Annotated in this window: 9 protein-coding genes; 5 read left to right on the top strand and 4 right to left on the bottom strand. The window is 65.4% G+C overall.

Features of this window, described 5'->3' with window-relative positions:
- Nucleotides 1-112: 112 nt before the first annotated feature.
- The 3 genes from BCV67_RS10170 to BCV67_RS10180 all read right to left on the bottom strand — a co-directional run bounded on the left by BCV67_RS10170 (nt 113) and on the right by BCV67_RS10180 (nt 3,813).
- The gene (locus BCV67_RS10170; RefSeq protein WP_062170701.1) at nt 113-1,015 is read right to left on the bottom strand and encodes a BPSS1780 family membrane protein; all 903 of its coding nucleotides are present in this window, start codon (nt 1,013-1,015) and stop codon (nt 113-115) included.
- 303 nt (nt 1,016-1,318) lie between these two features.
- Complete coding sequence (locus BCV67_RS10175; protein WP_057629250.1) at nt 1,319-2,044, bottom strand: glutamine amidotransferase; 726 nt, start codon at nt 2,042-2,044, stop codon at nt 1,319-1,321.
- Nucleotides 2,041-3,813 carry a GspE/PulE family protein gene (locus BCV67_RS10180; RefSeq protein ID WP_156455902.1) on the bottom strand — a complete coding sequence of 591 codons (1,773 nt, stop codon included), beginning with the start codon at nt 3,811-3,813 and terminating at the stop codon, nt 2,041-2,043. The genes BCV67_RS10175 and BCV67_RS10180 overlap by 4 nt, the downstream gene beginning before the upstream one ends.
- A 122-nt stretch (nt 3,814-3,935) precedes the next feature.
- On the opposite strand from BCV67_RS10180, the gene glyQ reads away from it, so the two are divergent.
- Genes glyQ through BCV67_RS10200 form a run of 4 tightly spaced genes read left to right on the top strand, consistent with a single transcriptional unit; the run spans nt 3,936 to nt 8,736 of the window.
- On the top strand, nt 3,936-4,847 hold the full coding sequence (glyQ, locus tag BCV67_RS10185; protein WP_062170697.1) for a glycine--tRNA ligase subunit alpha: 912 nt from the start codon (nt 3,936-3,938) through the stop codon (nt 4,845-4,847).
- Complete coding sequence (locus tag BCV67_RS10190) at nt 4,844-5,098, top strand: hypothetical protein (RefSeq protein WP_062170695.1); 255 nt, start codon at nt 4,844-4,846, stop codon at nt 5,096-5,098. Before glyQ ends, BCV67_RS10190 begins: the two co-directional genes overlap by 4 nt.
- The gene (glyS, locus tag BCV67_RS10195) at nt 5,095-7,170 is read left to right on the top strand and encodes a glycine--tRNA ligase subunit beta (protein WP_062170694.1); all 2,076 of its coding nucleotides are present in this window, start codon (nt 5,095-5,097) and stop codon (nt 7,168-7,170) included. Before BCV67_RS10190 ends, glyS begins: the two co-directional genes overlap by 4 nt.
- A gap of 3 nt (nt 7,171-7,173) precedes the next feature.
- On the top strand, nt 7,174-8,736 hold the full coding sequence (locus BCV67_RS10200) for a tetratricopeptide repeat-containing sulfotransferase family protein (protein ID WP_062170693.1): 1,563 nt from the start codon (nt 7,174-7,176) through the stop codon (nt 8,734-8,736).
- 64 nt (nt 8,737-8,800) lie between these two features.
- On the opposite strand, the gene BCV67_RS10205 is transcribed toward BCV67_RS10200, so the two are convergent.
- Complete coding sequence (locus BCV67_RS10205) at nt 8,801-11,575, bottom strand: TonB-dependent receptor (protein ID WP_062171939.1); 2,775 nt, start codon at nt 11,573-11,575, stop codon at nt 8,801-8,803.
- A gap of 579 nt (nt 11,576-12,154) precedes the next feature.
- Between BCV67_RS10205 and BCV67_RS10210 the strand changes: the two genes are divergently transcribed.
- The gene (locus tag BCV67_RS10210) at nt 12,155-13,954 is read left to right on the top strand and encodes an autotransporter assembly complex protein TamA (RefSeq protein ID WP_062170692.1); all 1,800 of its coding nucleotides are present in this window, start codon (nt 12,155-12,157) and stop codon (nt 13,952-13,954) included.
- Nucleotides 13,955-13,984 lie beyond the last annotated feature (30 nt).

Below are 13,984 nucleotides of genomic sequence, written 5' to 3' on the forward strand. Positions count from 1 at the left end.
TCAGGAACTGGAAGTCAGGAACCAGAAACAAGTGAGAGCAACAGCAAAGCAGCAGCTCGCGCGCTGTTGCGTTTACTCGTTCCTCGTTCCTAGGCCCTCGTTCCTGGCTACTTCATGCTTCAAACACGTGACCGCTGCTTACCGGCGGCGGGGTCGGGCCAGCGGCGCTGGCCGGGGCCAGCATCTGCTTCCACGCCGCGTATACCGCACCGGCGAAGACCGGCATCAGCACGGCCATCAGCAGCAGCTGGGCAATCGCCATGGCCACCACCTGGCCGGCAATCAGGCCAATGATCAAGGCCACGATGATCACCGCGAAATAGATCGCGAAGATGGCGATGAACGCCAACACGAAGAACACCAGCATGGCCGGCAGGTTGTGCAGGCTTGCACGCAGGCTTTCGCGCAGCGCGTGCATGCCACCGGCGCGTTCGAACATCACCTGCGGCGGCATCACGAACAGGGCCAGGGTCAGCGCGACAAAGCTGGCCAGCAACAGCAGCAGCCACAGCAGGATGCGGCCGGCCGGCAGGGTCGCCACCAGCGCCTCGATCTGCGCCGGATCCGGTTGCGCTCCGGACTGGCTGAGCTCATTGATCTTGACCATCACCACCGACAGCTGTTGCAGGCCGTCGGTGCCAACCAGCACCAGCAGCAGCGTGCCCAGCAGCAGCGCGGCAAACAATTGCGGCAGCAGGGCCACCAGCAGTTGCGGTGCGCGCCCTTCCTGCACACCCTGCAGCAGGTGCGAAGGCTTGGCGACGCGGCCTTCGTCGACCTCGCGGATGGCCCACAACAGGCCACCCATGAACAACGGCCCGGCCAGCAACAGCAGCAGCTGCACCACCGTGCCCAATGCCGGCACCAGCATCGACAACGACAGCACCAACGAGGTGCCGACGCCCCACAGGATGCCCAGCGAACCCAGCGCCATGGGCGCACGCTTGAGCAGGCCGAAGCCGGTCAGCAGCCATTCCGCACCGGCCGAGGCAGGTACCTTGCGAATCTCGCTCATTGCAATTCCGAAACGGGGGAGGGCGCAGGCAACAGGCCGGCGCTGTGCGGATTATCGCCTGAAACCCGGCTCGGGTTTATGAGGACAAAGTAACGGGGGGCTGGGCGGCTTCGCCCCCTCCCTTTGCCGCAGGCAAGGGGAGGGCTGGGGAGGGGTGCTGCCGTCGGTAGTGCCGAGCCATGCTCGGCAGAGGCTTTACCGGTAGAGCCCCTTGCCGAGCATGGCTCGGCACTACAGGAGCCGGTTACACACCATCAGCTTCGCGGCTGACGCCGCTCCCACAGGCCCGCAGCCCCGACCGCCTCAGTGCGCTTCGCGCCGCACATGCCGCACAAAGCGGCGCAGCAGCTGGCGGGCCAGGGGGGCGGCGGTCACTTCGCGGGCGACGCTGCGGGCGCAGCCGCCGTGGCGGGCGATGCAGTCGGCGCGGGCGCGCACGTAGCCGCGCATGTGGTGGGTGGCGAATTCGGGGTGGAACTGCAGGCCCCAGGCCTGCTCGCCCCAGCGGAAGGCGTGGCAGTTGTCCTGCACCGAGCGGGCCAGCACGGTGGCGCCTTCAGGCGCGCGCAGTACCGTCTGCAGGTGGGTGGCGTGGGCCGGGAAGCTGGCCGGCAGGCCGGCGAACAGCGGGTCGGCCGCGGCCGGGGCTTCCAGTTCCAGTTGGATGGTGCCGGACTCGCGCCCGGCCGGGTTGTAATCGACCTGCCCGCCCAGCGCATGAGCCAGCAGCTGGTGGCCGTAGCAGATGCCCAGCAGCGGCATGCCGGCATGGGCGGCGTCGCGCAGCCAGTCGGCGCTGCGCTCGCTCCAGTCGGCGCGGTCGGTGACGAAGGCAGCCGAGCCAGTGACTATCGTGGCGGAAAAATCGCCGCGGTCGGGCAGCTGCTCGCCGCGCTCGACGTTGACCACCACGGTGTCGGCTTCTTCCAGGCCGGCGGCGACGCGGATCCAGTGCGGAAAGCGGCCATAACGGCGCAGGGTCGGGAATGGTTGCCCGGTTTCAACGATCAAGAACGGCTGGGGCTTCATTCCGAGGGCGGCAGGACAGACAGGACTTCCTCGATTGTAGTCAGCCCTGCGGCTACCTTTTCAAGACCCGTGCGGCGCAGGGTACGCAGCCCTTCAGCAGCGGCGGCTTTGCTGAATCCGGCCAGATCCATGTCGCGGGTGATCAGTGCGCGCAGCCGCGAACCCAATGGCAGCAACTCATACAGGCCGATCCGGCCCATGTAACCGGTGCGCCGGCACTCCAGGCAACCGACCGGGGCATATGCCGTGACCACATCTGGTAATGCGTCATGGGCATGACGCAAGGGTGCCCAATCGGCGTCGCTCAAGGTGTCTGGCACTTTGCAGTGCGGGCACAGGGTACGCACCAGCCGCTGTGCCAGCACGCCGTTGACGGTAGAGGCGATCAGGTAATGCGGCACGCCCAGGTCGAGCAGGCGGGTGATCGCCGAGGGCGCATCGTTGGTATGCAGGGTAGACAGCACCAGATGGCCGGTCAGCGAGGCCTGCACCGCCATCTGCGCGGTCTCCAGGTCGCGGATTTCGCCGATCATGATGATGTCCGGGTCCTGCCGCAGCAGGGTGCGCACACCGGCGGCGAAATCCAGATCGATATTGGTCTGCACCTGCATCTGGTTGAATTCGGGCGCGATCATTTCGATCGGGTCTTCCACCGTGCACACGTTCACATCCGGCGTGGCCAGCCGCTTGAGCGTGGAATACAGGGTGGTGGTCTTGCCCGAGCCGGTGGGGCCGGTGACCAGCACGATGCCGTGCGGGCGAGCCACCAGCTCGTGCCAGCCGGCGGCTTCTTCCGGGCTGAAGCCGAGCTGCTCGATGCTCTTGAAGGCCGAGTCGGGGTCGAAGATACGCATCACGCACTTCTCGCCAAAGGCGGTGGGCATGGTCGACAGGCGCATTTCCACCTCGCGCCCGCCCGGTGAACGGGTCTTGATGCGGCCATCCTGCGGGCGCCGGCGTTCGGCCAGGTCCATGCGGCCCAGCACCTTGATGCGGCTGACCACGGCGGTCATCACCGACGGTGGCAGCTCGAATACCTTGTGCAGCACGCCATCGATGCGGAAACGCACCCGCCCCATGTCGCGGCGCGGCTCCAGGTGGATGTCGCTGGCGCGCTGTTCATAGGCGTATTGCAGCAACCAGTCGACGATGCTGACCACATGGTGGTCGTCGGCATTGACGTCGCCGGCGCGGCCCAGTTCCACAAGCTGCTCGAAGCTGGGCAGGCCGCTGCTGTTGCTGCCGTCGCGGTTATCGCTGCGGGCGTTGCGCACCGAGCGGGTGACGCCGAAGAACTCCATCGAGTAGCGGTGCAGGTCCAGCGGGTTGACCAGCACCATGTCGATGCGGCGCCGGCTCAGATGCTGCAGGTCGGGCACCCAGTCGCGCGCCATCGGCTCGCTGGTGGCCACCAGCACGCGCTCGCTGTCCACCGCCAGCGGCAGGATGCGGTGGCGGCGGGCATAGGCGTGGGAAACCACGGCGGTGGCGCCGGCCACGTCGACGCGGGTTGGGTCGATGCGCAGGTAGCGGCTATGGGTACGGTTGGCCAGCCACTCGGTCAGCCGCTCCAGGCTGAGCTCGCCAGTACCCTGTGCGGCGGCCAGTTTCAGGTTGGCCAGCAGCACCAGCGGGTGGACTTCGCTGGCATTGCGCGCACCCTGGGCGGAAAAGCGGATCCGCTCCTGGTCATGCGCGGCGACCAGCCCGTCGGCCAGCAAAGCACCGGCGATATTGGAAAACTGCAGCCTTCCCGGGGCGATAGCCACCTGCGGTGATGGTGCCTGAGAGCCCTCTACAGCCGCGTTTTCCACCCCAAACCCCTTGCTGGCGCGGCCATCGCGCGGTCGGTCGCTATACTAACGCACCCCTTACGTACGGCTCAGGCAGCATGTCCGCGACTCCCCCCGTTTCGATAACTTTCCAGGGACTGATCCAGACCCTCAACGATTTCTGGGCGAAACAGGGCTGTGTCTTGATCCAGCCGCTGGACCTAGAAGTGGGCGCCGGCACCTTCCATCCGGCCACCTTCCTGCGCTCGATCGGCCCGGAAAGCTGGAATGCCGCCTACGTGCAGCCCTCGCGCCGTCCCACCGATGGCCGCTACGGCGAAAACCCAAACCGCCTGCAGCGCTACTACCAGTACCAGGTGGCGATGAAGCCGAGCCCGGACAACATCCAGCAGCTCTACCTGGATTCGCTCAAGGCGCTGGGCATCGACCCGCTGGTGCATGACCTGCGCTTCGTCGAGGACAACTGGGAATCGCCAACCCTGGGCGCCTGGGGCCTGGGCTGGGAAATCTGGCTCAACGGCATGGAAGTCACCCAGTTCACCTATTTCCAGCAGGCCGGCGGCCTGGAATGCCGGCCGGTGCTGGGCGAAATCACCTACGGTCTGGAGCGGCTCTGCATGTACCTGCAGAACTGCGACAACGTTTACGACCTGATCTGGACCTACGGCCCCGACGGCACTCCGGTCACCTACGGCGATGTCTACCACCAGAACGAGGTGGAACAGAGCACCTACAACTTCGAGTACGCCGACGTGGAAGAAATGTTCCATCGCTTCGACGCCTGCGAGAAGGAAGCGCAGAAGCTGGTGGAAGCCGGCCTGCCGCTCCCGGCCTATGAACAGGTCTGCAAGGCCTCGCATTCGTTCAACCTGCTGGATGCGCGCCGCGCCATCTCGGTGACCGAGCGCCAGCGCTACATCCTGCGCGTGCGCACGCTGTCGCAGGCGGTGGCCAAGCTGTACGAGGCCAAGCGGCTGGAAGCGGTCGCAGCGAAGAGCGCAGTGGCATGAGCTTTGCCGGAATCGAGGGCCTTGCCAGTGTTGGCTACGTGAACTTCCTGGCCGGTATCGGGCTCGCCGCATGGGCGCGCGCAACCGGTCGCAGTGCGGTTCTCTGGCTGATCTTTGGTTGGGTGCTTGCTCCGGTCGCAGGCTTGGTGATGGTGTTCCTGCAACGACGCCCTGCGCCGGCATCTGAAGTTTCCGTATTCCCCCAAACTGGGCGCAGCGACCTGTTGTCGGTGCGCAAGGACGTCATATGAGTGAGATGAAACCGCTGCTGATCGAACTGGGCGTGGAAGAGCTGCCGGTCAAGGCGCTGCCGGGCCTGGCGCAGGCCTTCTTTGATGGCGTGATCGATGGCCTGGCCAAGCGAGGCGTGGCCTTCGAGCGTGGCGATGCCAAGCCGCTGTCCACCCCGCGTCGCCTGGCCGTGCTGTTGCCGGGCGTGGAAACCGAGCAGCCCGAGCAGCATTCGGAAGTGTTCGGCCCGTACCTGAACATCGCGCTGGACGCCAATGGCGCGCCGACCAAGGCGCTGCAGGGCTTTGCCGCCAAGGCCGGGATCGACTGGACCGCGCTGGAGCGCACCACCGACGCCAAGGGCGAGCGCTTCGTGCTGCGCTCGGTTACCCCGGGCGCGCAGACCGCCAGCCTGCTGCCGGAGATCCTGCGCGAAGCCATCGCTGCGATGCCGATCCCCAAGCCGATGCGCTGGGGCAACCACGACTACGCCTTCGCCCGCCCGGTGCATTGGCTGGTGCTGCTGCACGGCAATGACATCGTGCCGGCCGAGCTGCTGGGCCTGAGCTCGGACCGCTTCAGCCGCGGCCACCGCTTCATGGCCGACAAGCAGGTGTGGCTGAGCACGCCGAACGACTACGTTGAATCGCTGAAGGCGGCCAATGTGCTGGTCGATGCCGACGCACGCCGCGAGCGCATCATGGTCGAGGTCAATGCCGCAGCCGCCCAGGCCGGCGGCGTGGCCCGCATCACCGACGACAACCTCGAGCAGGTGGTCAACCTGGTTGAATGGCCGGCGGCGGTGCTGTGCAGTTTCGAACGCGAGTTCCTGGCCGTGCCGCAGGAAGCGCTGATCGAGACGATGGAGATCAACCAGAAGTTCTTCCCGGTGCTCGATGCCGGCGGCAAGCTGACCGAGAAGTTCATCGGCATCGCCAACATCGAATCCAAGGACGTGGCCGAAGTTTCCAAGGGCTACGAGCGGGTCATCCGCCCGCGCTTCTCCGATGCCAAGTTCTTCTTCGACGAAGACCTCAAGCAGGGTCTGGTGGCGATGGGCGAAGGCCTGAAGACCGTTACCTACCAGGCCAAGCTGGGCAGTGTGGCCGACAAGGTGCAGCGCGTCAGCGCGCTGGCGCAGGTGATTGCGCCGCAGGTGGGCGCCGACCCGGTGCAGGCCAAGCGTGCCGCCGAGCTGGCCAAGAACGACCTGCAGTCGCGCATGGTCAACGAATTCCCGGAACTGCAGGGCATCGCCGGTCGTCACTACGCTGTTGCCGGTGGCGAATCGCCGTCGGTGGCGCTGGCCATCGACGAGAGCTACCAGCCGCGCTTTGCCGCCGATGACATCGCCCTGTCACCGCTGGGGAAGGTGCTGGCCATTGCCGAGCGCCTGGACACCCTGGCCGGCGGCTTTGCCGCAGGCCTGAAGCCGACCGGCAACAAGGATCCGTTCGCCCTGCGCCGCAACGCGCTGGGTCTGGCCCGCAGCATCATCGAGTCGGGGTTTGACCTGGACCTGCCGGCGCTGCTGGCCACGGCCAACGCCGGCCTGGCCGAGCGCAAGGTGCAGGCCGATGCCGGCGAGTTGCACGACTTCATCGTCGACCGCCTGAAGGGCTATTACGCCGACAAGGGCGTGCCGGCCACCCACTTCAACGCCGTTGCCGAACTGAAGCCGGCCTCGCTGTACGACTTCGACCGCCGCATCGATGCCATCGGCACCTTTGCCCAGCTGCCGGAAGCCGAGGCACTGGCCGCGGCCAACAAGCGCATCCGCAACATTCTGCGCAAGGCCGATGGTGAGATCCCGGGCAGCATCGATCCGGCGCTGCTGCGTGAGCCGGCCGAGAGCGAGCTGGCCGAAGCGGTGGTCGCCGCCATCGACGACACCGGCACCGCGCTGGCGCACAAGGACTACGTGGCCGTGCTCGGCCGCCTGGCCCGGCTGCGCCCGCAGGTGGACGCGTTCTTCGACGCGGTGATGGTCAACGCTGAAGACCCGGCACTGCGTGGCAACAGACTGGCGCTGCTGCGCACCCTCGGCGACCGCCTCGGCAGCGTGGCGGCGATCGAGCACCTGTCCAACTGACGCATGGACACCGGCGCCTCCTGGCAGTCCGCTCAGGCCGCTCTGGCCCGGCGTGACATGCCGGAGGCGCGCCGGCATCTGCTGGCAGTGCTGGCGCAGCAACCCGCGCATGCCTATGCGCGGGTGATGCTGGCCGGCACGGTATTGGCGCAGGGCCGGCTGCGTGAGGCCGTGCAGCAGCTGCAGCAGGCTGCCGCCATCGATTACCGCGACCCTGCATTGCTGTTGCGCGTGGCGCAGGCGCTGCTGCGGGTAGGCGACAGCGAGAGCGTGGCGCGCTTGATGCGCAATGCCTGCGTTGCCCAATGCAATGACAGCCCAACCCTGGCGGCATTGGCGCATGTGCTGCAGTCCTTGGGGCTGCATGCCGATGCCCTGCGGCTGATGCAGCGCGCCGCCGCACTTGGCTTCAACAACCCGGATTTCCAGTACTTCCTCGGCGTGCAACTGCAGTTCAACGGTGAGCTGGACGCGGCCGAGCAGGCGCTGACGCGCTGCCTGGAACTGCATCCCGGCCATGGCCGCGCCGCATTGACGCGCGCACGACTGCGCCGCTGGCATGCAGACGACAACCACCTCGATGGCCTGCGCAGGCAACTGCAGGTGGCTGCAGCCGATAGCGAAGATGCGGCCGCGATGTGGTTCGCGCTGTACAAGGAACTGGAAGATCTGGGTGAGTTCGCACAAGCCTGGGACGCACTGCGGCAGGGCAATGCGGTGATGTGGCGGCGCCTGCGTCATGACCGGATGGCGGACCGCTCCCAGCACGAGGCGATGGCAAGGCTGGCAGCAGCGGGCACCTTCAACGCGGCCGGCGCAGCGGAACAAGATGACGGCGCGCAGCCGATCTTCATCATCGGCATGCCGCGCTCGGGCACCACGGTACTTGAGCGCATGCTCGGCAATCATTCGCAGATTGCCTCTGCAGGCGAACTGGGTGACTTCGCCCAGCAGCTGCGCTGGGCTGCCGATCAGGCCGGTCGCGCGCTGCTGGATCCGGCCTTGCTGCAGGCGCTGCCAACGCTGGACTACGCCGCGGTTGGCGAGGGGTATCTCCGGCAGACGCGTTGGCGTTTGAATGGCCAACGGCGCTTCATCGACAAGCTGCCGCCCAACTACCTGCTGGCCGGCCCCATCGCGCGCGCGATGCCACAGGCGGTGATCGTCTACGTCAGGCGCGATCCGATGGCGGTGTGTTTCTCCAATTACCGCGCCATGTTTGGTGATTCCTATGGCTACAGCTATGACTTCGACGCCCTGGCTGCGCACCACGCGGCGCATGCGCAGCTGATGCAGGCCTGGCAGCAGCATCTGCCCAGGCGCGTGCTGGAGATCGACTACGAAGCGATGGTGGCCGACCCCGATGCAGCGCTTGCACGGGTGCTGGAAAGCTGTGGCCTGGCGCCTGAGCAGGGTGGCAGCGACCTGACCCGCAATGCCGCAGCGACCGCGACCTTGAGCAGCGTGCAGGTGCGCGAGCCGGTGCACGCGCGCAACGTCGAGGAGTGGCGGCGCTATGCCGACCAACTTGCGCCACTGCACGAACGGCTACAGGCGGGCGGATGAAACAAGAGCGGCCGTAGCCGCTCCTGTTCCCCTTTCCATTTCCTCTTTTCGTTGCCGGATGACGTTACTGGCTGCGACCAAACCGCCAGTTCATCTCCAGCATGTACGAGCGGCCATAGCCGTTGTAGTTGAAGATGTTGTAGTACGGATAGCTGGTATAGGTGCGATCACGCGGTGGCCGCTCGCCGGTGAGGTTGTTGGCGGTGACGCTCAGTGAGACATCGTCAGTCACCGCATAGTCCACGGTCAGGTTGAAGGTGGTCCATGCCTTGACCTTGCCGGCATCATCAGCGGCATAGCCCTGGGTGGTGTCCTGCGCGGCGAAGTTGGGCGTGCGCCCGTAGCGGATGCCGTACAAGGTGGTGGTCCAGTCACCCATCTGCCAGCCCAGCGTGCCGCTGAAGATGTTCTTGAACTCGGAGGAGTAGTACGGATCGCGCAGCAGATCGATCACCGGGTCCTCCGGGTACTGCTGGCTTTCGTGCTTGAGGGTGACGTTGTAGCGGGCGCCCAGCATGAAGCTGCCCCAGCTGTCGGTGGCCCAGCGATAGTCCAGGTTGGCGGTGACGCCGCTGACGTCTTCCTTGGCGACGTTGATCGGGTTTACCGCCACCGTGTTGATCTGGTTCGGCTGGGGTGCATTGGGCCCGGCGCGGCCGATGCGTTGCAGGGCATCAACGCAGGTGGGCGAGCTGGCATCAAGCTGGCCTTGCCGGCATGCCGATTCATTGCGCAGCAGCAGGTCCAGGTCGAGGTCGGCGACCTTGTTGTCGATCTTGATACGGTAATAGTCGGCGCTGACCGTGAAGCTGCTGTTGGGTGACCAGACCACGCCGCCGCCCCAGGATTTGGCGGTGATCGATTTCAGGTCGCCATTGCCGGAGCGTGAGCCGCGCACCTGCTCATCGTTGAGCGTGCATTGGCTGATCGGCACGCCCGGCTGCTCGGTGGCGCAGCGGTAGTAATCCGGCACGAACGTATAGAAGCCGCTGTCGCCGGCAAATACGTAGGCCATGTCCGGCGACTTGAACGCGGTGGCGTAGTTGGCGCGGAACAGCAGCGCATCTATCGGGCGGAACTCCAGCGCGGCCTTGTAGGTGGCGCGTGAATCGCTGCCGCCACCGTCGTTCTTGTAGTCATCGTAGCGGCCGGACAGGCTCGCGGTGAGCTTGCTGAAGATTGGCACGCGCAGTTCCACCGCTGCCGCCCAGTTGTCACGCTTGCCCTTGCCCTGGGTGCCGCTGAGGCCCCAGAACTGGTCGCTGACCACGCGGGAGTCGGTGGGATTGGTCCATGACTGCTGGCCGGCCTGCAGCACGCCGGCAAAGCCGACATCGCCGGCGGGCAGGGTGAACAGCGAGGTGTTGGTGAACTGCAGGTTGACGTTCTGCGTCCAGGTCTTGGACTTGGTGCGGATCTCGCCCTGAAAGCTGCGGTACTGCTCAGGCGTCAGCGCCTGGTAGAAGCCAGCATCGTTGGGCTCGTAGATCGGGTAGCCGTAGTACTCGCCCAGCTGCGGGCCGAGGAAGTGTTCGCGGAAGAAGTCCTCCATCTTGTCCTTCAACGGCCACCACTGACGGCTGTCGATCTGGTATTCGGAGCGCGCGTAGTAGGCGTTGTAATCCCAGCTCGACTGCCCGACCGGACCCTTGATGCCGATGGCGATGTTGTAGGAGTCGGCGGTCTGGCGCTCGTTGTTGAAATTGAGGTCGCCGGTTTCCTCCGGCGAGAAGATGCGTTGATAGCTTTCCAGGTCGCCGGTGAGGCCGTTGAAGATGTAGCCGCTGGTATCCAGCGATGGCTGCCAGAAGCGCGAGCCCGAGTTGCTCTCGTTCTTGGTGCGGTTCATCAGCAAGGTGGCGTAGATATCGGTGCTGTCGTTGAGCGCGTAGTTCAGGTTGGCGTAGCCGGCCGCGCTGCGTTCCTTGTTGAGGATGGTCGAGTAGCCCGGCTCATAGCGGCTGCCGCAGTAGTTGCCGCGGCCCGGGCGGGTGTCATAGATGGTGGTACCACCAAACAGGCCGGCCAGCGGTGCGCAGGCCGCCGCACCCGGATCGATATAGGCGCCATTGCTGGCGTTGTGCACAAAGGTGCGGCTGCCGTAACGGGCGGCGGTGTCGGGGTTGTCGTTGGTGGAGTCGAAGTGCTTGCGGTTGAAGCCGTAGATCGGGTCCTGGTTGCTCAGCTGCAGGCCGGCGGTCAGGTCGAGCTTGTCCCAGCTGTGGCCGCTGGTCAGCTGGAAGCGCTGGTTGCCGCCGCCACCGCCGTCGTAGCCGCCGATGCGGAAACTCATCTCGGTGCCGTCCAGTCGCTTCTTCAGGATGATGTTGACCACACCGGCGATCGCGCTGGAGCCGTAGACCGAGGACTGGTTGCCCGGCGCGATGTCGATGCGTTCGACCATGGAGGTCGGGATGCTGGCCAGGTCGACGAAGTTGCTCTGGCCGTTGTACAGCAGCGGGTAGTCGGCCATCGGCCGCCCGTCGATCAACACCAGGGTGAAGCCGGGGTCCAGGCCGAGCAGGCTGATCGGCTTGGCCGCCGAGGTGAAGCCGCCGGAGAACTGGCTGTCCTGCACCGCACCGGTAGCCAGCGGCTGCGAGCGCAGCACCTCGTAGACGTCCTTGAAGCCCTGCTTCTGGATGTCCTGGGCGGTAATCGAGGTGACGGGGGTGGCGGTTTCGATCTGTACCTGGGGGATCAGCGAGCCGGTGACGGTGATCTTGTCGAGGGTCTCGACGTTCCGCTTGCTGGCCTCGTCTTGGGTCTGGGCGAACGCAAAGGACGTGTACGCGGCAAGGGCGGTGCACACGGCCGTACTCAGGAGTTGTCGTTTCATCATGGGTACCTGGACTTGTGGAAGTGCCTGGCCCAGTCAACCGGTCGCTCCCTGCAGGAGCGCACTAACCCGGGACAGCTACACCACGTGTTCTAGGAACCGGAGCGGCTGGGTGTTTACGATAATTTAACTGTACCCGTCAACGTGGCGTGATGATCGGCACACTTCGGCAGGGCGGCTGGCCGCCGCTGGGGGCAATGGGCGGTGCCGAGCGATCGCTGGGCTTGCGGCAGCCATGCCGCCTCGGGCGCAGCGCGCCATTCGGCCAGCTCGGGCCATCCCCGCTCCGCATGGGCAGCCATGCGTGCGCCGACGGCGCAGCTTCCGATTACCAAGCACCAGCTTGGCGGCGTGGCCGGTCGATTACCTGTTCGATCCTCGATCGTCCAAAAATCTGCAAAGCGAGTCGATCGCTTTGCGGGCCGGCAAGCAGATCTACAGAGCACGCAGCGCGCCAATGTAGTGCCGAGCCATGCTCGGCAAGGGCGTTACCGGTAGAGCCTCTGCCGAGCATGGCTCGGCACTACAGGGATGGCGGAATGAGGGTCGTGTGATTTTGCGGGTCATGTTCGGACCGGTATGCTGACGCGCATGCAGCTATCTCGAATCACCCCGCTCCTTCTGTTTCTGGCATTGCTGGCAGCAGCTCCGCTTGCCCATGCCCGTGGCACAATCGAAAAAGTCCAGATCAAGGGTCTGGACAAGGGTGATGACGCCGAGATGATCGAAAATATCGAGGTTTCACTCTCGGTCTACGATGCGATCGGCAAGGTGCAGGGCGAATCGCGCTTGGAATACCTGCTGTCGCAGGCCGAGCGGCAGACGCGCACGGCGCTGGAGCCGTTCGGCTTCTACAACCCCAAGATCACCGTGGAAGCGCCGCGCACCGGCGATACCCTGCAGGTGCTGATCCAGGTCGACAAGGGCGAGCAGATCAAGGTGCGTACCGAGGAACTGGCCATCACCGGCCCGGCTTCGCGCGATCAGTACCTGCAGGAAGACATTGAGGCCTTCCAGCCCAAGACCGGCGAGGTCTTCGATTCGGTCAACTACGAAGCCAGCAAGATCAAGATCACCCGGCGCCTGGCCGAGCGTGGTTATTTCGATGCCGATTTCACCCAGCGCAAGGTGGAAGTGACGCGTGCCGAGAACGCCGCCGACATCTTCCTCACCTGGGACAGCGGCCGCCGCTACAACATGGGCCCGATTTCCTTTGAGCAGGATTATTTCCGCCCGGACTTGTTCGAGCCGCTGGTCTACTGGGAGCAGGGCAGCTACTGGCATGAAGGCAAGCTCGACCGCCTGCGCGAGTCGCTGACCAAGCTCGACTACTTCAGCGTCATCGACATCCAGCCGCACCCGGAACAGGCCGATGAAAGCGGCGAGGTACCGGTCAACGTCAAGCTGACCCGCGCCAAGCGCACCATCTACACCGCCGGTCTGAGCTACGGCAGCGAGAGTGGCCCGGGTGTGCGCGGCGGCGTCGAGCGTCGCTACGTCAACCGGCGTGGGCACAAGCTCACCACCCAGCTGGACTACGCGCAGAAGCGCAAGAGCTTCATCACCAGCTACCGGGTACCGGGTTTCCGTTGGCTGGATGGTTGGTATACCTATGCGGTCAGCGCCTACGACGAGCAGACCGACTACATCGACCTGCGCAACATCAAGCTGATCGCCAGCCGCAGTGGCGAGATCAACGAGCACTGGACCGCCATCGTGTCGATGAACGCCCTGCGCGAGCGCTGGCGCTACAGCTCCGGCGATGCGTTCAACGCAGCGGTCTACAACTATTCAACCCTGGTCTACCCACAGCTCACAGCCGACTACGTCGATGTCGATGACAAGAGCTTCCCGCGCCGTGGCCTGAGCGGCAATGCCACCATGCGCGGTGGCATCGAAGGCGCCGGCTCGGATACCAGCTTCATCCAGGCGGACGCCACCTTGCGCTGGTATATACCGGTGGGCGACGCGGATCGCCTGATCCTGCGCGGGCAGGCCGGCACCACCTGGACCAGCGATCTGGTCTCGATGCCGCCCAGCCTGCGCTACTTCGCTGGTGGCGACCGCTCCATCCGCGGTTATGCCTACCGAGAGGTCGGCCCACGCACGCCGGCGCCTGACAAGTTCGCACTCGGCGCCAAGAATCTGGTGGTCGGCTCGGCCGAATACGAGCATTACTTCGGTGGCGGCCCGTGGGGCGGCGCGGTGTTCGTCGACACCGGCAGCGCCTTCGACAACACCATTGATCTGCACACCGGCGTTGGTTTCGGCGTGCGCTGGAAATCGCCGGTTGGCCCGGTCCGCATCGATATCGCGCATGGCTTGAACAGCCCCGATTCGCAGTTCCAGCTCTACCTCAACATCGGAGCGGACCTGTGAGCCGCCGTCCCGACGAGGTGAGCGCGGAAG

The organism is Stenotrophomonas nitritireducens, assembly GCF_001700965.1.
GTDB lineage: Bacteria > Pseudomonadota > Gammaproteobacteria > Xanthomonadales > Xanthomonadaceae > Stenotrophomonas > Stenotrophomonas nitritireducens_A.